This window comes from Muricauda sp. MAR_2010_75 (assembly GCF_000745185.1).
Lineage (GTDB): Bacteria > Bacteroidota > Bacteroidia > Flavobacteriales > Flavobacteriaceae > Flagellimonas.
Genome location: NZ_JQNJ01000001.1, coordinates 3,242,449 through 3,266,133 on the forward strand (window position 1 = coordinate 3,242,449; position 23,685 = coordinate 3,266,133).

At 40.2% G+C, this 23,685-nt stretch carries 28 protein-coding genes; 27 read left to right on the forward strand and 1 reads right to left on the reverse strand.

The window, feature by feature from the left end:
• From FG28_RS14660 to FG28_RS14760, 21 genes are all read left to right on the forward strand, one after another.
• Nucleotides 1–1,176 carry a baseplate J/gp47 family protein gene (locus FG28_RS14660; protein WP_036384069.1) on the forward strand — a complete coding sequence of 392 codons (1,176 nt, stop codon included), beginning with the start codon at nt 1–3 and terminating at the stop codon, nt 1,174–1,176.
• A complete protein-coding gene (locus tag FG28_RS14665) occupies nt 1,176–1,973 on the forward strand; it encodes a hypothetical protein (RefSeq protein WP_036384071.1) in 798 nt (265 codons plus the stop codon). The genes FG28_RS14660 and FG28_RS14665 overlap by 1 nt, the downstream gene beginning before the upstream one ends.
• Before the next feature lies 1 nt (nt 1,974).
• Complete coding sequence (locus FG28_RS14670) at nt 1,975–3,027, forward strand: hypothetical protein (RefSeq protein ID WP_051947376.1); 1,053 nt, start codon at nt 1,975–1,977, stop codon at nt 3,025–3,027.
• A gap of 5 nt (nt 3,028–3,032) precedes the next feature.
• Nucleotides 3,033–4,199 carry a hypothetical protein gene (locus tag FG28_RS14675; protein WP_036384074.1) on the forward strand — a complete coding sequence of 389 codons (1,167 nt, stop codon included), beginning with the start codon at nt 3,033–3,035 and terminating at the stop codon, nt 4,197–4,199.
• A gap of 1 nt (nt 4,200) precedes the next feature.
• Entirely contained in the window at nt 4,201–4,524 is a 324-nt protein-coding gene (locus FG28_RS14680; RefSeq protein ID WP_036384077.1) for a hypothetical protein, read from the forward strand.
• Nucleotides 4,525–4,556: 32 nt separating this feature from the next.
• The gene (locus tag FG28_RS20840; RefSeq protein ID WP_197062607.1) at nt 4,557–5,189 is read left to right on the forward strand and encodes a hypothetical protein; all 633 of its coding nucleotides are present in this window, start codon (nt 4,557–4,559) and stop codon (nt 5,187–5,189) included.
• Nucleotides 5,186–6,406: a hypothetical protein gene (locus FG28_RS14690; RefSeq protein WP_036384083.1), complete on the forward strand. Its 1,221-nt coding sequence runs from the start codon at nt 5,186–5,188 to the stop codon at nt 6,404–6,406. Before FG28_RS20840 ends, FG28_RS14690 begins: the two co-directional genes overlap by 4 nt.
• 1 nt (nt 6,407) lies before the next feature.
• A complete protein-coding gene (locus FG28_RS14695) occupies nt 6,408–7,424 on the forward strand; it encodes a hypothetical protein (protein ID WP_036384086.1) in 1,017 nt (338 codons plus the stop codon).
• A complete protein-coding gene (locus FG28_RS14700) occupies nt 7,421–7,909 on the forward strand; it encodes a hypothetical protein (RefSeq protein ID WP_036384089.1) in 489 nt (162 codons plus the stop codon). The genes FG28_RS14695 and FG28_RS14700 overlap by 4 nt, the downstream gene beginning before the upstream one ends.
• Nucleotides 7,910–7,961: 52 nt before the next feature.
• On the forward strand, nt 7,962–8,261 hold the full coding sequence (locus tag FG28_RS14705) for a hypothetical protein (RefSeq protein ID WP_036384092.1): 300 nt from the start codon (nt 7,962–7,964) through the stop codon (nt 8,259–8,261).
• Between the two features lies 1 nt (nt 8,262).
• Nucleotides 8,263–9,930 (forward strand): phage portal protein, encoded by a 1,668-nt coding sequence (locus FG28_RS14710; RefSeq protein ID WP_036384093.1) that lies wholly within the window; start codon nt 8,263–8,265, stop codon nt 9,928–9,930.
• On the forward strand, nt 9,917–10,240 hold the full coding sequence (locus FG28_RS14715; protein WP_036384095.1) for a hypothetical protein: 324 nt from the start codon (nt 9,917–9,919) through the stop codon (nt 10,238–10,240). The genes FG28_RS14710 and FG28_RS14715 overlap by 14 nt, the downstream gene beginning before the upstream one ends.
• Nucleotides 10,237–10,410: a hypothetical protein gene (locus FG28_RS20660; protein WP_156102287.1), complete on the forward strand. Its 174-nt coding sequence runs from the start codon at nt 10,237–10,239 to the stop codon at nt 10,408–10,410. Before FG28_RS14715 ends, FG28_RS20660 begins: the two co-directional genes overlap by 4 nt.
• Entirely contained in the window at nt 10,407–11,687 is a 1,281-nt protein-coding gene (locus FG28_RS14720) for a hypothetical protein (protein ID WP_036384097.1), read from the forward strand. Before FG28_RS20660 ends, FG28_RS14720 begins: the two co-directional genes overlap by 4 nt.
• 1 nt (nt 11,688) lies before the next feature.
• Nucleotides 11,689–13,239 carry a hypothetical protein gene (locus FG28_RS14725; protein WP_036384101.1) on the forward strand — a complete coding sequence of 517 codons (1,551 nt, stop codon included), beginning with the start codon at nt 11,689–11,691 and terminating at the stop codon, nt 13,237–13,239.
• Nucleotides 13,236–14,843 carry a hypothetical protein gene (locus FG28_RS14730; protein ID WP_036384104.1) on the forward strand — a complete coding sequence of 536 codons (1,608 nt, stop codon included), beginning with the start codon at nt 13,236–13,238 and terminating at the stop codon, nt 14,841–14,843. The genes FG28_RS14725 and FG28_RS14730 overlap by 4 nt, the downstream gene beginning before the upstream one ends.
• Before the next feature lie 9 nt (nt 14,844–14,852).
• Nucleotides 14,853–15,137, forward strand: a complete 285-nt coding sequence (locus FG28_RS14735) for a hypothetical protein (RefSeq protein ID WP_036384107.1) — start codon at nt 14,853–14,855, stop codon at nt 15,135–15,137.
• A 2-nt stretch (nt 15,138–15,139) separates the two neighbouring features.
• Nucleotides 15,140–15,319: a hypothetical protein gene (locus FG28_RS14740; protein ID WP_036384110.1), complete on the forward strand. Its 180-nt coding sequence runs from the start codon at nt 15,140–15,142 to the stop codon at nt 15,317–15,319.
• Between the two features lie 169 nt (nt 15,320–15,488).
• The gene (locus tag FG28_RS14745; RefSeq protein WP_051947379.1) at nt 15,489–15,914 is read left to right on the forward strand and encodes a DUF5675 family protein; all 426 of its coding nucleotides are present in this window, start codon (nt 15,489–15,491) and stop codon (nt 15,912–15,914) included.
• 114 nt (nt 15,915–16,028) lie between these two features.
• Nucleotides 16,029–16,313 carry a hypothetical protein gene (locus FG28_RS14750; protein WP_036384113.1) on the forward strand — a complete coding sequence of 95 codons (285 nt, stop codon included), beginning with the start codon at nt 16,029–16,031 and terminating at the stop codon, nt 16,311–16,313.
• A gap of 867 nt (nt 16,314–17,180) precedes the next feature.
• Nucleotides 17,181–17,930 (forward strand): ThiF family adenylyltransferase, encoded by a 750-nt coding sequence (locus tag FG28_RS14760; protein WP_036384119.1) that lies wholly within the window; start codon nt 17,181–17,183, stop codon nt 17,928–17,930.
• A 14-nt stretch (nt 17,931–17,944) separates the two neighbouring features.
• Here the strand turns inward: FG28_RS14760 and FG28_RS14765 are convergent, their stop codons facing one another.
• Nucleotides 17,945–18,703, reverse strand: coding sequence for a response regulator transcription factor (locus tag FG28_RS14765; protein WP_036384123.1), 759 nt, complete (start codon nt 18,701–18,703; stop codon nt 17,945–17,947).
• Between the two features lie 299 nt (nt 18,704–19,002).
• On the opposite strand from FG28_RS14765, the gene FG28_RS14770 reads away from it, so the two are divergent.
• The 6 genes from FG28_RS14770 to FG28_RS14795 all read left to right on the forward strand — a co-directional run bounded on the left by FG28_RS14770 (nt 19,003) and on the right by FG28_RS14795 (nt 23,672).
• Nucleotides 19,003–19,686, forward strand: coding sequence for a hypothetical protein (locus tag FG28_RS14770; protein WP_051947380.1), 684 nt, complete (start codon nt 19,003–19,005; stop codon nt 19,684–19,686).
• Nucleotides 19,687–19,989: 303 nt separating this feature from the next.
• Nucleotides 19,990–20,511: a UpxY family transcription antiterminator gene (locus FG28_RS14775; protein WP_036384125.1), complete on the forward strand. Its 522-nt coding sequence runs from the start codon at nt 19,990–19,992 to the stop codon at nt 20,509–20,511.
• Between the two features lie 60 nt (nt 20,512–20,571).
• Nucleotides 20,572–21,279: a 4'-phosphopantetheinyl transferase superfamily protein gene (locus FG28_RS14780; RefSeq protein ID WP_156102288.1), complete on the forward strand. Its 708-nt coding sequence runs from the start codon at nt 20,572–20,574 to the stop codon at nt 21,277–21,279.
• On the forward strand, nt 21,254–22,225 hold the full coding sequence (locus tag FG28_RS14785) for an ABC transporter ATP-binding protein (protein ID WP_051947382.1): 972 nt from the start codon (nt 21,254–21,256) through the stop codon (nt 22,223–22,225). The genes FG28_RS14780 and FG28_RS14785 overlap by 26 nt, the downstream gene beginning before the upstream one ends.
• Nucleotides 22,222–23,307 carry an ABC transporter permease gene (locus FG28_RS14790; protein WP_036384131.1) on the forward strand — a complete coding sequence of 362 codons (1,086 nt, stop codon included), beginning with the start codon at nt 22,222–22,224 and terminating at the stop codon, nt 23,305–23,307. Before FG28_RS14785 ends, FG28_RS14790 begins: the two co-directional genes overlap by 4 nt.
• A 92-nt stretch (nt 23,308–23,399) precedes the next feature.
• Nucleotides 23,400–23,672 (forward strand): acyl carrier protein, encoded by a 273-nt coding sequence (locus FG28_RS14795; protein WP_036384134.1) that lies wholly within the window; start codon nt 23,400–23,402, stop codon nt 23,670–23,672.
• Nucleotides 23,673–23,685: the final 13 nt, after the last annotated feature.

Genomic DNA, 23,685 nt, shown 5'->3' on the forward strand with positions numbered 1-23,685 from the left:
GTGAACAGCATCCCTACAATAAACAATATTTACAGTGCCCTTGAAAAGGATCTAAAATCAAAACTGAACCTTGATGATGATCAATTAAGGAAGGCACTTAGTGCCATGACTTCTGTTTTTTCCGCACAATTAAAACTCCTTTATCTACATAATGAGGATGTTATGAGAAACCTATATCCAGATACTGCAGATACTGCAGAAAATGGGGGGCAGCTAGAAAGGCTGGGGAGAATACGGTTGAACCGAAATCCAAGACCTGCTACAGCTGGTGTTTATACTGTTTCGTTGGTTGGTGAAGAAAATGCTGTTATTAGGGCAAACCTTACATTCAAGGCCAATGAGAACAGCAATGCCCCCAGCTTTTTATTTGTTACTGATAATGAAACCATTTTAACCGGTTCAAACGATATGATTCAAATCAGATCTTTTGAAGGTGGAAACGCCAGCTTATTGAACGTTGGTGATGAGCTTACCATAACAGAACCGGTCATAGGGGTTGAACAGGTGGTTGTGGTTGAAAGTGTGGATGAACAGCCCAAGGAAGCTGAACCTATATCCGACTATAGACAGACGGTTTTAGATGCCTTTCAATTGGAACCACAAGGTGGTGCGAGAACAGATTACAGGCTTTGGGCAGCTGATGTCCAGGGAGTGAGAAGGGTTTACCCTTATGTAAAGAATGGGGATTCCGGCACGGTACAGGTATTTGTAGAGGCAGCCGAAGGTGATAGTACTGACGGGAACGGAACTCCTTCACAGGCTATATTGGATGAGGTTGCTGAGGTAATTGAATTTGACCCAGATGACACCAGACCAACAAATGAGCGTGGAAGAAGGCCAATTCAGGCCATACTTGAGGTGCTTCCAATAGATTTGGTTCCCGTTGATGTGACGGTGACCGGATTGGATACGGACACCACGGCCATTAGGCAATCAATAGAGAGCAATCTGAAGATATATTTATCAACGGTCAGACCGTTTATTTCAGGTGCCGACCTTCCCCAGAACCAAAACGATGTTCTATATGCGGCCCGTTTAAGTGCGGTTGTGACAGATATACTTGATAGTGGAAATTTCTTCACAGACTTTACTTTGGAAGTCAATGGCGTTGCGGGTACTTCATTCAAGTTTACAGGTTCGAATATACCATATCTAAGAAATTTAATTTTTGATTGATGGCTTACGAGGTAACAAATAACAGCACTGTACACGGGTTTTCAACACCACACGGGTTTTCAACGCCCCATAAGTTTCCTACTGATCTGGAAAACAGCAGAACATATCAGTTGCTTCAACTTGTAAAACAACTTTATCCAACCGGTAGGGCCTTTAATCTTCCCGAAGGTGGAAACTTTGAAAAACTTCATGTTGGTATAAACAGATCAATTTCAAGATTGATAGATGACACAAAATCAATTGTTGATAAATCGATACCGGACAACGAAAATTTCACAGAACAAGATGCTGCTTTTTTGGAAGCTAAATTTGGCCTTTTTGTGGCACCACCTATTGACCTTGAAAGTAGAAAAAAAGCCATACTTAGAAAAATGGCATATCCATCCAATATAAAGGCTCGACAGAACCCATTGTTCATAGAGGGGCAGTTAAGGTTGTCCGGATTTGATGTAAGGGTATACGAAAACAAGTTTTTAGAATCCGGGGAATATGTGTACAAGACACCAAATGATATTGTTGCCAATGCCACTGTAAAGACCCAACATGGAAGCACCCAGCATGGTGGTGGTTCCCAACACGGAAGTACGGGCTTTAAGGTTGTGGCCAATAGTGAGGATCCAAACGAATCATTCAATATTGGTGGAAGTGAAAATCTATGGTCCACATTCTTTATTTCCGGTCCAACCCTTGAAACCGTTGGAATAGTTGATGCAGCTAGGGAAAGGGAATTTCGTCAATTGGTATTAAAGTTAAAACCCGCCCATACAGTGGCCTATTTACTCATTAATTTCATTTAAGATGGCAAGAGATAAACAAACATTGACAAATATTGATAAGTCTGATTTGGTAAACTGGCCAAACGGCAGGGTAAAGGATAATACGGGGGCAGACGATGGCACCCCTGTAAATGAACTTGTATATGGTGATTTGCATGAATTCTTTGCCAAATTGATGCGTGATGCCGGTATTTCATATAATGGCCTTCCTGACAATGTTGCAAATGGCTACCAGCTTGTAAATGCCCTCAAAGCCTTTGCAACCAAAAATTCATATATAGCTTCAATCGGAGAATCTGGGGGAAAACTGACCTTGAACACAAAGGTTGGTACATTGAAGGAAAATGAAGCCATTACATGTAAGTCCACGGTGGACATTGGAAGTGAAACGGTTATCAGGGGAACTGACAACACCGAAAAGAACATAACCAAGCAAGGTAATTTTGAATCCGGTGAATACGTGAGGTTGATCAACAAGGCTTCATCAATCGAATTGGTAAGGATTTCAGACCATATCAGTTTGGATTCAATGGTTTCTGCCCTTTTGTTTTTAAAGGCAGCCACCAATCCCCAAGAACTTGCAGGACTATTAAATACCGTTGCCACCACCCCACAAGGAAATATTCTAGCATTTGTGGAATGGGTAAATGGTGCTGCCAGTTCCGCTAGTTTGGCATCTGCAATCAGAAATGGGCTTTATCCAAAGGAACATTTTCAGATAGTTGAAAATATTGGCAATGATAGGGTAAGGAACATTGGTTGGTTCAGTGGGGTTGATATCAACGGGGGAACAACCGTTCAAAACTATCCACGTTCTGGAAATGTTTCCCAAGCAAGAAGAATTTCCCAAAGCAATGGTGATGTATTTGAAATCACCATGGACAACACCATGGACAACTTAAACTATTATGTTAGAATATTCATTGAATCCCAATCAGCTTATTTGGGTACTGACAATGATTTTAGGGGAATTGTTTTCAAACCGATATCCACTACGGTTTTCCATATGTTCTTGGAAGAAACCGCAAGTGCAAATCAAAACTTGAAAATTCACATTGAAGCAATCCAAATCTAATTTTTATGAGAACGATCAAAGGATTACCATCAGCTGTACCAAGAGATTCAGACGAATCAAAATTTCCATTTCACACTATCCAAAACGAAACGGACAGTCAGGCTGGAACACCGGTGGTTAGGGAAATCTACGGTGACTTGATAACCAATCTATATGCTCTGTTATCGGATGTGGGCATTGAACCAAATGAGATTGAAGATAGCGAGATAGCAGGATACCAGTTATTGGAAGCTTTCAAAAAGTTTGCCAACATCCTTAACGATGTTGAACAGGTGTTGACCCTTAATGGTACTGTTTGGTCCGTTAATTTTGATATTGATAATCTTCCTGATAAATACGTTTTTGTAGCAAGGACCACAGCAGAATATAACGCATCTGTTTCCTATACGTTCACCGGAACGGATGATAATTCATATTCCCTTTCCAGCGCAACAGGGTTCAATGCCAGTGATGTGGTATTGGTTGTAATCGATCAATCCGGGGTAAGGGTCATTGGTCTTACCAAGGAATCAACTGAGAGTGATATAAACACCGGATTTGGAACTCCATTGGCATTCAATGATGGTGCTAAAATGTATTATTTGGAAGAAGGGAACGTGTTATCGGACGCCCCATCCATCAACAATATCCAAAACACGATCAGGATTGCGGAGGGCAATGGCACACTGTACGTGTATGATGCTTTTGTGATACAGGGTAAATTGCTTTGTTTCTGTTGGATCAGTGATGTACAGACATATAAATTTTATCAGTTTGATCTTTCCGATCTTGATACGGCCATTGCGGTGAATGTATCAGGGATATCCATACCAACAGGATCCAACAATGAGCCTTATTGCTATACTGATGGAAACTTGGTATATATCACCAACCAAGCGGGCACCACTGCAAATGAAAATGAACTTGCAGGACTTTTATATGACCCGGACGCAGCTACCTTGACCTTAAATATAAGTAGGGTGTTACATGCCAATTTTACAAAGTCCACTAATGCGGTTATCCAAGGAACGGACATAATTACATTCATAGCAGGATCCCTTAGAAAATACGATATGGTCGCGGCCAGTGAAACCAACCTTGGGGATTATAACAGTGTGTTGGGCGTGATATTCAGGTTCAATGGTGAAACCTATTATAGCAACGGCGAATTGGCCAAAAAATGGACCGTGTGATATGGCAGACAGCGAAGAAGTTTTGATAATGGCCAGGAAACTGGCCATCTTGAGGGAAGAAAACACCAACTTAAAAAAGATATTGGAACAATCCAAGGAAGCTGAAAGCAAGGCACGTGAATTGGGCAATGTGGTATATAAGGCTTTCAAGCAGTTAAAATATTTGTGTGGACATAGGAACCCAAAGATTGCAATCCGTTGTCTTTCCATTCTTAACGAATACCACAAAAGAAGGGAAATACTTGGTTTGAAACCGTTGCCCCATTTGTATTATACCCCTAGTGATGAACAGGAAAATGAATTGAAAAAACTAAATCAACAATAAAATTGGGTGCGTTCAATGTAAATATGGATGGAATGATAAAATATTCGGCCAAATTGGAAAGGTTGAACAGGTCCGCATTTCCCGTAGCCGTAAGGCAGACATTGAACGATGCAGCATTTATGACCAAACAGTTGGTGCCGCGTATAGCCGCCCAAAAATTCACAACCCGACAAAAGAACTTCTTCCGGGCTTTTTCCATTGTCCAAAAGGCGCAGGGATTCAATGTAAATGGAATGGTCGCAGTTACGGGTATTGATGCCACAAAGGGAAGCGAGGTTGCGGACGGGTTGGAACAGCAGGAAATAGGTGGGACCATTGTAGGTAGAAAACTTATCCCACATGATATGGGCAGGATATCCGGGAGCTATTCAAAAAAGGTAAAGACAAAGAACCGATTTAGGAACATCAACATAGCAACTGCCAGAAATAGAAAGCCTGGAAGTAAACATGTTTTGATCAAAAAGGGAAGTGGTGGAACTGTTTTTGAGGTCAAAAGGTTAAAGACCAAAACAAAGTTGACACCATTGTATGTTTATCGTAGGACCAAAAAAAGCAGTGTCCAGAAACGCCCGTTCATGGCACCATCCGCAATGTTGGCCAGATCAAAGATGCCGATGTTCTATATGAAGCACGCTGAACGCCAATTTAAAAAAGCATTGATGTGAGTTGGGAAAATAGATTGAACAATATAAAATTCAAGATTACCACCGGTGATGGTAAGACCTTTACCCCGTTATGGGTAAATGGGGAAACATCCGTTGAATTCAGTACAAAAAAATATGAGTTCATCAATGTTCCAGGTTCCATGATAGAAAGGAAGAAAAGGAAGGCCAATCAATATCCTTTGGTTTTCTACTTTCAAGGGGAAGATAACATTGATGTTAGTGAATCATTTATGGAAAGTGCCAATGATTCACGCCCATGGCAGGTAAACCACCCATTCTATGGATTGATCACTGGCCAACCAACGGCCATACAACGTGTGGATGATTCATACAACGTCACCAAGATATCTGTTGATTTTTGGGAAACTATCACTGAAGATTATCCAAATGAAACAGTAAGTCCAAAGGACATTATTTCCGCTAAGTCAGATAGTGTTAACATATTGGCAACATCAAACTATACAGCCGGTGCCAGACCGACCAGTGCGGACATATCACCCATAAAGGACAATTCAAAAAAGACAGCTTCCAAGTTTTCACCCTATATACCAAGTGATCAGTATATACCCTACAACAATGCTTTGTCCACTGCTGTAAAGGCAGTGGATAACATTGTTGTAGATGCTGAAACGGTAATGTCGTCCAATCAAGAACTGCTGTTGATTCCAAGCACTTTTGAAATACCTGTTCCAACCCGGTTAAAGGCACTTCTTCAGGTTTATCAAGAATTGAAATCCGTGATTACAGGAAAGAACGGGAAGTTTTATTTTGAATCACAGGCAGCAACTTTGATAACTTCAATTGCAACTGCAACTGTAAACCCTTTAGCTGATGATTATATTACCAAGGGGCAGGTACAGGAATCATCCAGTTCATTGGTGGAAACATACAATGATTACCTGTTGGAGCTTGACAATGCCCAGGTAGATCAGTATGATGTGGACAATTCATGGTCACCAAATCCTGAACTGCAACAATCCCTTTATGAACTCGTAATGGATACGGTTGGCAACCTGTACAATCTTGCATTTGGTGCCAAACAGGAAAGGATTGTTGAGGTGGAAACCGATACCAATCTGATCATATTGGCACATCGATATATGGGTGGCCTTGATATCGATGATAAGAAATTGGAAACCTTCAGGACCATCAACAACATCCGGAACAATGAACTTTTCCAAATAAAGAAGGGAAGGCAAATCAAATACTTCACATAGGATGAAAATAAAGGTCAATGGTTCTGAGTTTTTGTTTTTCAATGATATAACCATATCGTTGGCCTTGGATTCCATTGCTTCATCTTTTGCTTTTTCCGCAAGGTTCAACCCTAACAACCCAATCCACAAAACCCTATTTAGGCCATTATCATTTCCAAAGGTTGAGATATTCAAGGATGATGGAACACTTATGTTGACAGGTGAAGTGATAAACCAAAACCAAAAGTCACAAGCTGAACCTGAATTGACCACCTTATCCGGATACTCCACAACTGGTATTTTGAACGATGTAAATATTCCATTGTCACTTTACCCACTGGAAAGCATCAATAGAAGCCTAAAGGAAATTGCCGAAAGGTTCATTGCGCCTTTTGATCTTAAGCTGGTAATTGATTCTTCGGTGACCAAAGAAGCCAATCAGGTTTTTAAAAAGACCAGTGCGGATCCTGGGGAAACAATAGAGAATTATTTGGCTGAATTGGCCGCACAAAGAAACATCGTACTTGGGCACGATGAAAAGGGAAGGTTGAAAATGTACCGCCCAAATACCAAGGTGCAGCCCAAATACTTCTTCAATAAGGAAAATGGATATCAGATGTCCTGGGCGGTCAATGGCCAATCCCTTCATAGCAACATTGGAGTGATCAGACAGCCATCAGATGAAAACCCCAACGTTTCATTACAAGATGAGGTCAAAAACCCGTTGGTTGGAAAATACAGGCCAAAGGTTTCCATACTTTCATCTGGCCAGCAAACGGACACCAAAAAAACGGCCAATAATTATATGGCATCCGAATTGTCCGCACTGACCCTTCAAATGGATATGGAAACCCTTTTGAACTTGATTCCAGGGGATATAGTGGAGGTCCAGAATGATGAGGTGTTTTTATATAGCCGTACACGGTTCATGGTTTCTGCTATGGATATAAAACAGACCGAAGAAGGGTACAAGACTTCCCTTGATTTGGTCCTTCCAGAAACCTACACCGGTGAAACCCCAAAAAATATTTTTGCATGATAAGTTTGGCACAGGTAAAGAGTGTTATAGTTGAAAACTATAAAAGGATTATCAAGGTAGTGCAATTTGGACCAAAGACAGCCATGAATGCAGCACCTTTTGGTGATGACTCCCACCCTTTGAAGGATATGGTTGCCATATATGGAAAGACATCTGAACGGGGCGAACCTGTAATTTTGGGTTATTTGAACAAAAATCAAATAGCTTCAGTTGGTGAAAAACGAATTTTTAGTTTGACCCCTGAAGGAGACCTCTCATTTGCTGTTCACTTAAAGAATGACGGCACATGTGAAATAGGTGGTAATTCTGATAACCTAATTAGGTTCCAACCATTGAATACCGCCATACAACAAATGAATACCCACGTTAATCAAGAGCTTACCAAAATAGCATCTGCTATTACAAGTGTTGGTGGTACTTATACCCCAACCCCCCTCAACATAGATATTTCAGCATCCAAGATTGAAAGTATCAAAGCCCCTTAACTTATTTTTATAAGCTGTATCCAGACATAGTTTTGACCATCACTTCAAGGCTATGATATACGAATCCATTTCTGCTTTTGTAGGTTCCAAAACCACCCATGCAGACAGAATTACTGCAATCGATGCCTTGATAGATGCCATGCTGTTGACCCTTGCGGATGCAACCAATGGCATGAACCCCACTGTTGAAGAATATCAGTTGGATGATGGCCAGATGAAAATACGCACCAGATATAGATCTATATCGGATGTGGAAGCTGGCATCAAATCCTTGGAAAAATTGAAACAAATGTATGTGAACAGATACAACGGCCATGTTTCGGTCTTGAGGGATGTTCGCGGGTTAAGTTAATATGGCGTTTAAAGATACATTTATAGGGAAGTTTTTGTTTGGCACTAATAATCCAAACAACGACCACATCAATGATCAACCATCCATTGAGCCCCATGAACACTATGGAGCAGTGCATGAAGTTTATGATGGTAGGATAATGCCGGTCCGTTATGGAAGTTTCCATGGCGAAAAGACCCCCGGGGAATTGGGAGATGTTTATAAACTTACCCCAAGTTATCAATTGTTGAGGTACAGGAGCTATGAAGCTGAACTTACCAATGATGTGGTAAACATCATATCCGGAAAGTTTTTTAAATGGGTGATTGGAAAAGGGTTGAAAACCCAGGCCGAACCAAATGAAAAAGCCCTTAGTACAGAAAATGTCCCAAAAGTCCCCGAAGATTTTAGGGACAATGTTGAATCAAGGTTTGATGTCTATGCCAACTCCAAGATGTGTGACTATAAAAATGAACAGACACTTCATGGTTTGGCAATCGATGCATTCAAAATGGCGTGGCACGGTGATGGGTTGATTGTCCATCGACTTGAAGATAATTACCCAACCATTCAACTTATAGATGGGGAACACGTCCAAAACCCACCTTTGATTGAGTCCAATGGGTACCACAAAGCCGCTAAAGAAAAAGGACACGAAATCAGAAATGGTATCGAGTTTGACAAAAAAGGAAGGCATGTGGCCTATTATGTGAGAACATCCAAACGTGATCATGGTGCCATGTCCAATGAGTTTGAAAGGATTCCCGCATTTGGGGAAAGGACGGGTAGAAGAATGGCCATGCTTTTTGGATTAAAAAAGCACCGGATTGACAATGATAGGTACATTCCAATGACCACTGCAATCTTGGAAAAACTCACAAAGCTGGATAGGTATACAGAGGCCACCGTTGGAACATTGGAAGAGCGGGCCAAGATAGCCTTTAGTATTGAGCACACAAAAGATAGTACAGGGGAAAATCCATTATTGTCCGCACAACGGGCAGCTGCTGGTAAAGGAAAGAATGCTGCTCCAGAAACAGTTGGGTTTGAACTTGGTGAAAAGACTGCCCAGATAGTGTCCGCAACTACCGGAAAGCAAACATTCAACATGCCTGTAGGTGCAAAGTTGAGTGCCCTGTACAGTCAAAACGAAGTTCAGTACGAGCCTTTTTGGAAAGCTGTTTTCAAAACATTGTGTGCTTCATCTGACGTTCCACCTGAAGTCGCCATGCAGGAATACAACAGTAATTATAGTGCTTCCCGTGCTGCAATTGGTGGTTGGGAATACATTGTAAGCTTCTATAGGAAACTGTTCACAGATGTATTCTACGCCCCATTTTATGAACTATGGTTGCACACTGAGATTTTAAAGGGAAATATCAACGCCCCTGGATATATCAAAAACTCCACAAACTTCATGGTAATGGGCGCATATTGTAAGGCTAGGTTCATTGGTGATAAGATGCCACACATAGACCCTGTTAAAGAAGTCAAAGCAGTTGCGGAAATGGTTGACAAAAGGTTTATGAGCAGCGAAGAGGCCACTGAAAAACTTACGGGCGGTGATTTTTACGAAAACCAAAAGAAAATTGAAAAGGAAAACCAACATAAGCCCAAAGAACCGAAGGAAGAAAACACTGAAGAAGAAGGAAGTGAGGGCGAATTAAAAGTAGTCAATGGCAAGGATTAAGAACATATTGATTAACAAGACTTCAGATTGGTCCCAGAACATTAGACCCCGTGTAGGGTCCACTATTAAGCACAATGGATATTATTGGTCCAACGCTACTGGAATTAATTCTGAACCCGGATTGACAAACGATTGGGTGAACTGTGGGATTGTAATTGATGCCCCCACTCAGAATGGTAGCCATGTTGTTAATCTTTTGGTCACGGATGTCAGCGACAACCCACACATGATTGTTTCTGGAACCTATGTTTCAGGTGACCCTAAAAAACTAGAAAGTTATTCACCCAACTCAATGACTAGAGCATTATGAACGCATTGACCGGACTTATCATTTTGGCCATCATCCAGCTATTGGTAATCCTTTATCTGTATTTGGAGCGTCAAAACTCAAAAAATTCCATAACCACTAAAAAATTGATTGTAGGTGGATTTGTCATAAGAATTGTAAACGGAGAACTATCCATAGAACCAAGAAAATGAAAAAATCAGTTTTTTTAATATTTCTCTTATTGACCACAACATTCGTTGCGGGGCAAATTAGGGTCACGCCAGAGGGTTATCCGTTAATGCCCAATAAACCCGCTGAATCAACTTTATCTAACAATGATACCATAATGGTTCAGAAGGCTGATGGTATTGTTAGGGGCATTGCCGTATCTGATTTTAAATTACTGTTACCAGGTGGTGGAAGTGATGGTATTTGGGGCTCAATCACGGGTACACTTTCCGATCAAACAGACCTTCAGATCGAGCTTGATAATAAACTGGAAAGTGGGGATAATGTTTCTGAACTCACAAACGATGTGGGTTACCTGTTGGAAGGAACAAACCTTCAACCAATTACCCAGGATGATTTTGACCTGCTCACCCCAACTGAAAAGAACGAAGAGGATTATTTGATTGTTGATGAAGATTCCCCTGGATCCTTCCAAGAAGATGTTGAGGACATCATAGGAACCAAAGTGGTTGCCGGAATGAATGTCACTGTAGACTATAACGATACCACAGGGGAGACCACAATTAGTTCCGATGGGGGCAGTGCCGCCGATGGATCCGAGACCAAAATAAATGCGGGGACCAATGTATCTGTCACGGGTTCTGGAACCGTGGGAAACCCCTATGTGATTAACTCCACGGACACCAATACCCAATTGTCCAACGAACAGGTACAGGATATAGCTGGGGCAATGTGGTCTGGGAATACAGAATCTGGGGCAACTGTTACATATCAAGATGGGGATGGTACTGCTGATATTACGGTCAGTGCCGGAACCGGAAACATTCAAAACGATGCTGTAACGACTGCCAAAATAGCGGATGCATCAATAACGCTGGCGAAGCTCAACAGTTCTTTTTATGTAAATTCTAGCTTCACGCCTACACTAATAGATGAGGGAGGTGGAGCGACCTATACACTTTCGCAAGCTATTGGTGATTATACTAGGTTTGGTCCTGTAACTGTTGTAAAAATCTTCATTGAAACTTCAGGAACAACAGGAACGCCCACAGGAACCCTGATAATAGGAAACGTTCCATCGATTCCAACCGCGATAGGGACAGTTAGAATGCAAGGCGTCACTATGTTGGGAGGTTATTCCTCAAGTGACATATTAACTCATCATTTAGTAGCAAGAAGCGATACAAGTACAGAAATAGTGCTTTTGTCCGATGTTCATAATCCTGGCATAATGACAGAATTGGAAAACGTAGTCGTAAGCGGGGCTCAAATAGAAATAACAATAGTTTCAACCAATTAAAATGAGAAAGTTACTTTTTATTGCAGTACTATTAGTGGCATTTTTTGGAAATGCCCAGGACAGCATAATGACCAAGATCTCATTGAAGGGAAGGGTGTACAATATCCCAACCGTCATTACAGCTGCGAATAGTTTGGACGACCAACAGATAACAGATTTTTCGATTACATCTAATATTCTGACCCTGACCCTTGAGGATGGTGGCACACAGAACGTGGACCTATCGCAATATCTGGACAATACCGACTCACAGACAGTCACCGATCTTAGCTTATCGGGTAACACACTTTCCATTACATTGAGCGGGGGCAATACCGAAATGTTAGATCTTTCTCCCATTATCCCTGTGGCTGACGGCTCTGAAACGATAGTGACCGCAGGCACCAATGTCACGGTAACGGGAAGTGGAACAAGCGGAAATCCCTATGTTATAAACTCAACCGCCAGTGGAAGCGGAACCCCTGATGATGATTCCGTGACCCCTGCTAAAATAGCCAATGGGGATTTTGGGGATTTCTCTGTTATTTCCAATGTAGCCAGCTTGGATATGGGGGTTGTGTCGACTTTTGAGCTTGGAGATGCCAGCGTTACACAAGGCAAATTGGCAAATTCAGCAGTCAATACGGATAGGGTTGAAGATGGTTCTTTGTGGCCAATTGATTTGAACATTTCCAATACTGGAACAGTTGGACAGGTCTTGTCAAAAAGCGCAGCAAATGAATTTACTTGGGTTGACGACCAAGTAGGGCCGGGTGGCAGTGGTTCAAGCAAGATACTTGACGACACATTTACCACCGATTATACCCCCGTTGTGGCCGATACCTTTAGGTTGAAGTACGGGAAGAATTTGGACAGCCTTGTGGTTTCTACACCTACAGGAAGTTATTCCGATGGCGATGCAATCACATTTGTACAGGATTCAATAGGTGACCTCTATTTTGATTTCAAGGACATTAGAAAGGATGTCTATTATAAGACGAACAACCCGGGAACTATTGCGATGACGCATTATACCGGAACTGGTTGGACGTTCCTTTGCGGGGATTGTTCGGAATATGTACCGTACACACCACCATCAAATCTATATACCTTGGCCAATGCAGCAAATCCCGACAATGAAGTGGATGCCACTACTGGTATAACTGTTGAAGGCACAGATTATTTAGTAACAAGCGAAGCATCCCCTGTTTCTGACGGTAGTTTTTCAATACAATTTGAAAAGAACACGCCAGCCGGGACCGATGCTTCTGCCGAAATCCAGCTTTCAGGGCTTACCGTAGGGGTTGGCCATACCATAACATTTGATGCATATATCTCGACGCCCGGGGATGCCAACAACAGCTATGTGCGCACATCCGGTAGTGTTGCCGCCGATTGGTCATCCACAAACCAAGTGGAGGTGAACCCAGATTCCGACTTTGTGGAATATTCGTTCACATCGACCCCTGCCGTAACCAATCCAAGGATCCAGATAACAACGACCACACTGGCGGTAAATGTTCAGGGCCTTCTTTTGCACATAGACAACATCAGAATCACAGAGACCCCATGAGAAAACTGATCATAACCATATTTCTGTTTCTTCCATTATTGGCCAGTGCCCAATTGACAGGGCTTCTTTCGGCAATATCGTCCCAACAATCTTCACAGAGCGATGGCGGAAGTGGTGGTGATGGCGGAGGTGTTTCCAACGACACCATTACATTGACCTTGTTAAAGGCGTTTCCATCTGCATTTGGAGCTGGAAAGGATTTCAGGATAGACCCATCCACCGCAACGATCTATGAGGTAACAAACCTTAACAACAGCGGCACTGGAAGTTTCAGGGCGGCGTTTGAGGCTACAGGCCCGAGGATAGTCATCATAAAGGTCGAGGGGGTGGTCAACCATACGTCCCCGCTCAACAACCAATCATCAAGTAACGGAAATGTGGCCATTTGGGGGCAAATGGCACCGGGATTGGGCATGACCCAAGTTGGGGAAAGATTTTCTTGGAGAAATTCAGGAAACATTCTTATAAGGCACATCACCTCACAGCACAATGACCCAAGTTGTACCCCCAATGTTGATTGTTTTGATTGCCTCAATTTTTACCTGCAAGAGGCCAACACATCCATTTATGTCGATCACTGTTCGTTCAGGTATGCATCCGATCAAGTCTACACCATAGAAAGCGAAGAGGGCACGGCCAAGAGTACATCGGCCTACCTGATGATAGCGGAGGCCAACCCGGACCATAACACCGGCAGTATCATAGGAGACCAGGGCAACGACACTAACCATGTGGGAAACTTTACGTTTGCCCGTAATATGTTCTACAACATCAGCCACAGGACACCCAACATGAGCGGCCTCACGGGTGGGTTTGAAGTTTACAACAACTGGGTGTCAAACTGGAACGGCAGGCTATCAAGGACTAATGGCAACATTGATGTCGATTGGTTCAAGAACTATGCGCAAGGCGGGAACAAATCCCATTGGACCCCAAACCACGTCAACCAGATGGCCGCTGATTTCGATGACTTCAAGACTTACACGGCAGATAACTATGTGACAGGTTTTGATGAAACCCCGTCCGGGAACCAAACCAATATTTGGGTGAACTTTACGGACAATTCAGAGGGGAATGATGAGGAGCCCATATTGTCATACCACTATGAACCATCACGGATAAACAGTTTTGGCGATCCCGCTGATGGTATTTGGGATTATGGTGAAGTCCCGACCAAGCTCCAATATGCAGTGGGCCACAATAGGGGCATCAACACCGATGGAACGCCATTTTATGGCCACGACGACAAGGACTCCGATTATATAGCCAAGACATTGGCAGGAACCACAGAAAGCGATTACCGTTTACCGGGAGCTTGGGACAATTCGACCTTCCCTGGCACTACGCTATATACTGATTCAGATGGTGACCACATGCCCGATTGGTTCGAGGATCAGTTTGCATTCCTTGACAAGAACAGTAGTGCCGATATGTTGACCACAAGTAACGTCACATGGGATTTTGGCAATATTGGTGCCGCCCATGACTACGTGGTCATCAACAATGCGGGATATACCAATTTGGAAATGTGTGCGGAATTCTATGCCGGGGGATTTGAGACAATGATCGATGGGACCAACAACATGAATATAGGAGACAATTAAAAAATAGATATGGGAAACTGGGTAAACAGCCTTTCTGTAGGGCAAAAAATATTTCTAAGGGCGGTACTGATGTTACTGGGCCTCTTTTTATTGGTGATAGTGTTCTACGCGGGTGGCCGTGAAATGCTGTTGCTATCTGATACAAAAACGGAATGGGGGACACTCCATTGGATATTTTCGGGGTTTGCCCTGTTGTTCATATCCCTGAGCCTTGCGCTTGACAGGATGGTTAACATTTATGATTTGATAATTACGGCGATCAAAGGATTGTTGGGAAAAATTGGAATAAAGTAAGTATGGACAGTTTGTTTCACAAAATAGGAGTTGTGGCCGTAGGTGTTTTTGGTACAATGATAACCTTCGCTATCGACAATTCCGATACGATGTTTGAAATGGCCAGATGGGTGCCGATTACACTATCCTCCGGTTATGTGATATGGAGATGGCGAGAGGATGTAAAAAAAAAGAAAAAGTGATATGGATTTCTGGCAATTATTATGGTCTTATTTGAAGGACACCATTTTGGGTCCATATGTATGGAATTCCCAGAAACTTGATTACCGTAGGGAACTGCAATGGTGGAACCCATTTGCTTGGATTGTAATTCTTATCCTTATGGGAACTTTTTTTAATTGGATATTCTAAATGTACGCGGTTCTCAACAGGCTCAAGGACAATGACCACGCCCAGACATTGGGGCATTTCATATTGTACAATAATATGGACGTGGCCATGCAGTGCAAGTCACTGGAGCTTCCCGACCTGAACAACGAGGTAAGGAAGAGCCGGATACCCGCAGGGGTCTATTGTTGTGAAAGGCGTTACAGCCCTAAATACAAGTGGCACTATTGGGTAAAGGATGTGGATGGGCGAACTTGGATCCTGATCCATATAGGAAATTATAAGGATGACACTACCGGATGCATCCTATTGGGGCAGGACTATGTTGACATTGATCAGGACGGACATTTGGATGTTACGGCCAGTGGGCCGACCATGAATCTGTTAAGGGCTACCGCGCCGGATGAGTTCACTTTGATTATTAACGATATTGATAAAATGGTGTTGTGAAATGGAACATGTATTTTTAAATAGTTTCTTTGAGTTAGGTATAGCTATGGGGTTGTTCTATGGGGTTTGCAGGTTAGTGCTTATAATTATTGAAGCTATAGACGATTTGTTCTTATGAAAAAATACTGGCCATACATAACAGTGGGGATTTTTCTTTTAGTTGTTTTTGCCCAGGAGTGCAACCATTCCAATTACCGTGATGACTTTAAGGATGAACTGGCCAAAAAGGACAGCACCATCAGCATCCAAAAGTATGTGATATCGGAGTTGCAACAAAAAATGAAATCAGATTCCGTACAATATGAAAAAGAAAAAAAACATATCGAAGAGCTTCGTGGCCGTTATCCTGACAATGCTATTTTGGATTCCCTGTTCAAGTCAGGACAAAGTATTGATTGACAGGGACAGCCTTTATAACGTACTTTTAAACCTTGCAGAGCTAAAGGTTGAGGTAAATTACCTTCAAAAAATATCCACCAATCAAAAACTCATCATTCAATCTCAAGGTGTTATTGTTGAACAGACTGAGTTTAAAGTTGATATTCTTACCAAACACATTTCAAAAATTCAATCAAACACATTTTGGGTGAAATTTTGGGCCTTTCTAAAAGGAATTGCGGTAGGTGGGGTAATTGTGCTGTTATTATAAAAAACCCCTCAGTAGCTAATTGAGGGGCCGTGCTCCAAAAATTTAATAAAAACGACAATTCACTGTGCTGAAAATCATTGATTGCAATATAGGTGAATATTAGCCTGGTTGTATTACGGAAAACCACAAGGAATTTGAAAACTATTGTTGTAATAACCAAAGTCTGCTAAATGGCAGATGGTCAATGTAAGGTGCAAATAGTGTGCAAATAATTAATATTTACTTTATAAAATACTGTATATCAGTATAAAGATAGTAGCCTTCTAAGCAGACGGTCGAAGGTTCGAATCCTTCCGCGATCACTTGAAAATCAAGGCTTTAAAGATTTAGTTCTTTAAGGCCTTTTTTATTTGCACTCAATTTGCACTCAAAAATTGATGCTATTTGGTTTTATATGACTTCATTTCAGACAACTTTTTGATTGTTTTTACTCTAAAATCCATGTTTTTCTTCTTCTCCCTGTCCACAAAAAGCACCCTTTGGGTGCTAAGTTCTATGTCTGATGTGCGTTATGTAGCGAGAGTTTATGCAACATTGATCATTAACTAAAAACTACCTTTTAAATTAAATCAATTCTACATTAAACTTGTAATTTTGAAAAACTTTGATGTGCAAACATGTATGAACGGAATAGGATTTATATTAACAGTGAGGAACAAGGAAAAATAAAAGATTTTCCAATTCTTTTCGCTGGTCTTGGAGTAGGCAGTGTCATTGCCGAATGTGCTTTGCGTTTGGGATTTGAAAATCTTACCTTAGTTGATGGAGATATAGTGGAGAGGAACAACCTGAATCGACAAAATTATAAGCAAGGCGATATTTCTTACGCTAAGGCGAAATCCCTTTATAATTGCTTAAATTCTATTAATCCCAACGCTAAAATTCAATTTTCAAATACGTATCTCAATCGGAGCAATATTCCTAGTTGGGTTGATGGCCATCAAGTAGTAATCAATGCACTGGATTTTGATACCGAAGCCCCACTCTATCTGGATGAATACTGCAGGCAAAATCAAATTACGGTTATTCATCCCTATAATTTAGGTTGGGCAGGCGCAGTGGCCGTAGTTGACCATCAATCACTACCCCTACAGTCAATAATAGATAAAGGGGGGCGTTTTTCAGAAATTACTATGGTTGAATACATAAAGGGGCACTTGAGATATTGGGGCAATCCAGAAATTTGGCTAGAAGAAGTATTGGTGGCTTATATAAATGAAAAACCACGACTCTCTCCACCTCAACTCTCCATAGGTTCATGGCTCTTAGGGTCTATGTGCACACATATTCTCTTTAACCTGGCCACTGGTTTAACAGTAAAGAAATTTCCTGATTTTTACTTTTCAAAGGTAATTGATGATGTCTAATAAAAAATAATTGTTTAAATGAGCCTATTATTTGTTGCATAGGCTATTGCTTCGGTAATATTGTTCACTTCAAGCTTTTCAAACAGTTTTCTTCTGTGAAATTTAATGGTGTCAGGGGATAGAAAAATCTCATTGGCTATTTCATTAATTGTATAGCCGCGAATAGAATAGTGAAGCACTTCCTTTTCTCTATTGGTTAACCCTACTTTTTGTATAGTTCGCCAAAGGTTTTGTTTAAGGTCATATTTAAAGATTTTATTTTCTCCTTTGGAATAAATCTTTATGTTACCTGACTTTTCTTCGGATGATAAGGACACCACGCATATAGCTTTCCATATCTTCCCCGTGCTTGTCAAGAACATAGGTGTAAGTTTTTGATTTATCAGAATGGCTTTCCCTTCAGGAATACGTAAAAGAAAATCATAGGTAATGGTATATTTCAAGCGATTTTCTACAGGGATGGTTTCATAGAATTCGAATCCAATAGTATTGATTTTGAGCAATAGATCAAGATCAGCTTTCGGAACATACTTAAAATAAAAAGCATATCCCATCTGTTTAACTTCGTCAGCCGTATTTCCGCATAGAAAAAGAGGGTTATCCGACACATAATCAAACCCCTTCTTTTCGTAGTCAATAACATAGATGCTACTATAAGTGGTCCGGGCAAAAGCCTTGATGGGTTCCAAATACGTATTAACTTGGATTAAATCAGCTTCCGTAAGTTTTCGAACGGTATTCTTGGAAGAAAAAAAATCACTTTCCTTAGGCATAATATTTCTTCATTTAGAGAAAAACATTAGGTACGATACGTGAGTATTTTTCGGGAGAAGCTTCTATGTATTTTTCATAAAATACATAGAAAAGATATGAGATTTTTTAACAAGTACGAAGGAAAAAACATATTTTTTTTAAGATTTTTCATCTTTCCCAAATTCTTTTCAACATTGCGAAAAACACAGAATGGGATTAACTACACAAATGGGTAGAATTATCACAATCAATTGATTACTAGTATTTTGTGTAGTTTTTATTGAAAAAACTGAGACTACTTTTAAGAGAAACATTCGCCATGTTTCTCCAAAATTTTAACATTCGTAGAGTACAAAAAAGTGAACTTTTAAAAGTAGCTCAATTTATTGTTGATGAAAATTACAATCACCATCAGGACCAGAACCCTTCATTTAGCAGCACTGAAGAGGTATTTTCCATCTTCGAAGAGGAATTGGCCTTTTTTCCCAAGGCTGACTTTTTTTCAATTTGGAATTTTGATGAACTGTTAGGTGCAATACGTGTTTTGGAATGGGATTTTAGTTCTATTCTACCGATTCAAAAGTTATTTGGAATTAATCCCTTGAACTGTATGGTTGGTGAACCTTTGGGTAAAATCTGTCATATAGGTAGATTTGCCATAAAAAAGGGAAATCGGAGCCTGTCGCTTTTCAAAACACTTATGGTTTGTGCAATTGCCCCAGTCTGTGCTTCAAAAAACAATCTGGCATTTGCGGAGTGCGATGCCAAACTACTTCGGGTATTAAATCGATTAGGAATCAAAACTCAAATCATTGGGGATTCGATTGAGTATCTGGGGTCAGAAACAATTCCGATTTGTATGACCTTTGATGATTTATCAGAGTTCTATCTTGCCAACAGGGCATTGCTTAATAAAATTACACCACAAATTGAAAACCCCATAGTACACCTGCCTAAAAGTGTAGTTTTCAATAGGGTAAAGGACAACTACACTTCGGTGTAGTCCAATCTTATTGCTTAGATAGTATCTTGGGGTTAATGTTTAACTGATAGATTGATGTAGTGATATGGTCTAATCCCATGCGGAGAACTAATCAATGCCCATTCAATCTGAATCATGATGTATATCAATTGTCCAACAAGGCTAAAATCTATCAGAATTTGGAAAAAGTTGAAGAGATTTTATTATCTCCAACACAGGAAATATTGCTTTGCTGCTTAATCCAAATTCGTAGGCATTAAAAGAATATTTGAAAATGAATTCTTCCTAGGACCATGTAAGTGGGAATGGCGAAGCCCTGCACAGATGAAAAGTACAACGCTTAATAACACAGGATGGCATGTAATTTATGTCAGGTCAAAACATGAGAAGAGTGTGGACCGTTCACTTCAAGAACAAGGTTTGGAGAGTTTTCTTCCGTTGACAAAGACAGTGCGACTATGGGCTGATCGCGTTAAAAAAATACAGGCTCCATTGTTTCCGAGCTATGTGTTCGTGAATATCAAATCAAAAAAGGAATTCTATCAAGCCATACAGGTAAAAGGTGCTTGTTGTTATTTGTCATTCGGAACGGAATATGCAAAAGTAAGTGATAAAGAGATCCAACAGATTAAATGTGTTTTGGGTATTAAAGATCTTTCAGAAATAAGGACCGAAACAATACCTAAATTTTTAGTAGGCCAAATGAGACAAATAACATCCGGGCCTTTAAAGGGATTGGAATGCGAGATAGTGGAAATTAAAAATACACAAAAAGTAATTGTGAAAATTTCTTCTTTGCACCAGATGATATCCGCAACCCTGCCATTACACTTCATAACACATTAGAACTGAAGATATTTGTAATTGATAATAGACACGCACACGAAGTGTGTAATCATTCCGATTGTGTTTCAAGTACCAAGACTTTTTGCCCTTCATATTGATGAGATGTCACAAAGTGACTACTCTGAATACAATACTAACTCTGATTCCAGTATTACGTTTGAAGACAGTTTGAAAAGTATTCAAACAAGACTAGGGTTGCTGCTAGCCAAACATTGCATTGGATTATGCTGCAATATAAGCCCCGAGAACATAGAAATTCAAAAACGGTCAAGTGGAAAGCCATTTTGGAAAAATGACAATCAACTGTTTTTCAATATATCTCATTCAAACCAATGGGTAATATGTGGAATAGGAAATTTAGAGATTGGAGTAGATATTGAGTATGTCAAAAGAAAAAGTGTCGATTCTATTTCTTCAACCTTTTTTTCCACTCTTGAACAAGACTATATAAAAAATGAATCGGATAAAATAAGGGCCTTTTATAGGATTTGGACATTAAAGGAAAGCTATTTGAAATGTATAGGGAGAGGTCTTAAATATCCCCTGAAAGGCTTTTGCGTAATAAATCACGGATCTGTAGTATGGTCTGACAGATCCATAAAAAATACCGTGTTTAATCTTAAATCCTTTGATTTGGATTCTGATTACATTATTGGAATCTGTATTAAAGGGAAACAATTACCCAAAACAATTGAGACTATATCCGTTTCAGAATTGATCAACAAAAACAATGGTTCGGAACATGATAACTACAGCCCCTATAATTAAAGAGGATTCATTGGAAAACCCGAAGGTAGAGGAAGTCATTCAAGTCCGAAATGTGTTTAAGCACTATTCGGGTACGATGGTTCTGAATGATGTTTCTTTTACCTTAAGAAAAGGGGAGATTCTGGGAATTTTAGGCCCTAATGGTGCGGGGAAGACAACATTGCTCGAGACAATTGAAGGGCTTCGGCATCTGGAAAAGGGAGAAATTAGAGTATTGGGGTATGATCAGCGTCGACAATCCAAAGAAATTCAAAACCAATTGGGAATTCAACTTCAAAAAACCAGTTTATTCGATAGGTTAAGTGTAAGAGAAAATCTCCACCTGTACTCGAGGCTATATGGTCAAAAGCATAAAATAAATGATCTACTTGAAGAGGTAGGCCTTCTTCAGCATGCTAAAACCATGGCCAAAGATCTTTCAGGAGGACAATTTCAAAAATTGAAGTTATGCCTTGCACTGTTAAATAACCCGAAAATACTATTTCTGGACGAACCTTCTACAGGTTTGGACCCTACTGCTCGCAGTACCGTTTGGAAGAGGATTAGAGAACTCAAACAAAAGGGATGTTCCATTATTATGACCACTCATTATATGGAAGAGGCACACGAGCTTTGCGAGCGAATAATCATCCTACATGATGGAAAACTTGTTGCAAACAATTCTCCCGAAAATCTTATTAATCAATTAGGGTACCCGAGAAAAATTATTTTGAAGTTTAAAGAGCGTTTACTGCCGTCATTCTGGAACGGATTTCATGCCAAAAACGTGGGTGACGAAATTGTCATATCTACGCATGATTACTCTAATGATCTTAGAAAAATACTGGAAATGACAAGCCAACAAAACAAAACGATAAACAGTATCCGAATTCAGGAAGCTAATCTTGAGGATGTATATCTCGAACTCACCCAACAGGTTTTCAAACACAATAATATATTATTATGAAAAGGGCAAGGGAGATTTATATTACTTTTTTGAAGATATTCTTTAGGGATAAAGGCAACATTATTTTCATCTTTTTCTTTAATGCATTTTTAATGATAGTCTTTGGCTTAACCCTCGAAGATAAATACAATCTCAATGTGGATTTAGGCTATTTTCAGGAGTTAAAAACAGAAAATGCCTCGTTACTTTTAGAACATTTTGATAAACAGTCCAATGTTACCCTGAAACGGTATGTGAGTAGAGACTCTTTAATCAATGATGTAAAAAATGGCCTTTTAGTAGCAGGAATTGAAATTAATCCAGCGTCTAATATTCAATCTTCCCTTAATATCCGTGTTTTTGGAGATCCTAGCAGAAAAATGTGGTTGCAATTCATTGAGCCAGGACTGCAATTGGCTGCAATTGAATCCAATACGATACTCAACCAAGAATTGAACAGGATATCGATAGAGTCCGAATATATTTCCAGTAAAAACTTGAAGTATTTTGATTTTATATTTCCTGGATTGCTCATTTTTTCCATTATGCAAATTGGACTCTCGGGAGGTCTGACCTTACTTACTCAAAGAAAAAATGAAAATCTAAAACGCCTAAAAATCACACCACTAAAAAAATGGGAGTTCTTACTTGGGTATTCTACGAGCTATTTATCAATCATGGTCTTACAAAACATCTTTTATGTAGCCTTAGCTATAATTATTTTCAATTATTCTTTTAGCGGCTCACCCCTCATAATATTAGGGATAATTCTACTTTCGTCATTGATTTTTATAAGTATAGGCATCCTCCTAAGCAATTTTGTTTCAAGTGTTGAAAATGGCAATAACCTAATCAACTTCATTAGTTTTCCAGCTGCTTTTCTCTGTGGGATTTTTATGCCGATAGATACCTTGCCAAAAATCGTTCAATTTGTTGCAAATATTCACCCGCTTACCCACCTAGCTAATGTTATGCGAGGTGTTGCCAACTATGGCAATCCTCTTAATCGATACACCATTACACTTGGGTTGATGCTAGTCCTATTACTTCTCATTGCCGCCACCTCCATTCGCACATTTCGGTGGCAAGAAAAAGAAGCTTAGAAAGACTTGGTTCTTATACCTCTCTTACCCATATCATTATGGTACTGTACATTGAAACCTTTGTTTAAATACTAATCTTAATCTTTATTAACATGAATGCAGAAAAAAGAAAACTCAAAATCAAACAACTAATTATTGATCGGTTGAATTTGAAAATTAGTGTTGACGATATAAATGATGACTCGGCACTCTTCCTTCCCGTGGAACAGAATGGTCTTGGTCTCGATTCTGTCGATGCCTTAGAACTTGCTGTTGGAATCATGAATACCTTTGATGTGGAAGTCTCGGATGATGACATGCATATTTTTGAATATGTAAATACAATCGACCAATTTATTGCCGATAGAATAGTTGAGGCTAGCTAGACCTAACCAAAAG